The organism is Alsobacter sp. SYSU BS001988 (assembly GCF_054796215.1).
Genome location: NZ_JBTAMK010000048.1, coordinates 1 through 916, shown reverse-complemented (window position 1 = coordinate 916; position 916 = coordinate 1). Strand labels below are relative to the sequence as shown.

At 66.9% G+C, this 916-nt stretch carries 1 protein-coding gene; it reads right to left on the bottom strand.

What is annotated here, in order from left to right; all coding sequences use genetic code 11:
- Positions 1-916, bottom strand: a 916-nt coding sequence (gene chrA, locus ACYVO7_RS25735) for a chromate efflux transporter (protein ID WP_460452610.1), incomplete at both ends; no start/stop codon positions are given.

Below are 916 nucleotides of genomic sequence, written 5' to 3'. Positions count from 1 at the left end.
TGGGTCGCGGAACGCCGCCATGAACCCCACGAACTGCAACACCATGATCAGCGGGCCTGGCGTGGTTTCGGCCATGCCGAGGCCGTCCAGCATCTCGCCAGGCTTGAGCCACCCGTAAGCGTCGACCGCCTGCTGGGCGACATAGGCCAGCACGGCGTAGGCGCCGCCGAACGTGACGACCGCCATCTTGGAGAAGAACAAGGCGATCTGGCTGAAGATGTCGGATGGGCCCAGCGCCAGCAGGAGGGTGAGAACGGGGGCCAGCCAGAGGAGCGCTGAGACGCCGGCCGCCCGCCTCGAACTGGATCGGCTTGGCGTTGGCGGACCAGAGCCGTCGTCGCCGAGCAGGTAAGCGACGTGCGAGCCATCAGCGGCCTTCTTGGGACCATGTCCGCCGCCGACCGCGAATTGCTTCAGTCCGGCGCGGCCGCCGAAATAGCCGATGAGCCCGGCCGCCAGCACGATGGCCGGGAACGGCGCCCCGAAGAAGAAGATCGCGATGAAGGCGGCCGCCGCGAGAGCGACCATCAGGGGGTTCTTCAACGCCTTCGACCCCACCCGCAATACGGCTTGCAGAACCACGGCGAGCACCGCCGCCTTCAGGCCGAAGAACAGCGCCGAAACGAAGCCGACCGCGCCGAAGGCCGCATAGATCCAGCTCAGGCCCATGATGGCGAGGATGCCGGGCACAATGAACAGCCCGCCGGCGACCACGCCGCCCCGGGTCCCGTGCATCAGCCAGCCCACATAGGTCGCCAATTGCTGGGCCTCGGGGCCCGGCAAGAGCATGCAGTAGTTCAAGGCATGCAGGAACCGGTTGTCAGAGATCCAGCGCTTCTCATCGACCAGGATGCGATGCATGACGGCGATCTGACCGGCCGGACCGCCAAACGAGAGCGCTGCGATACGGGCCCAG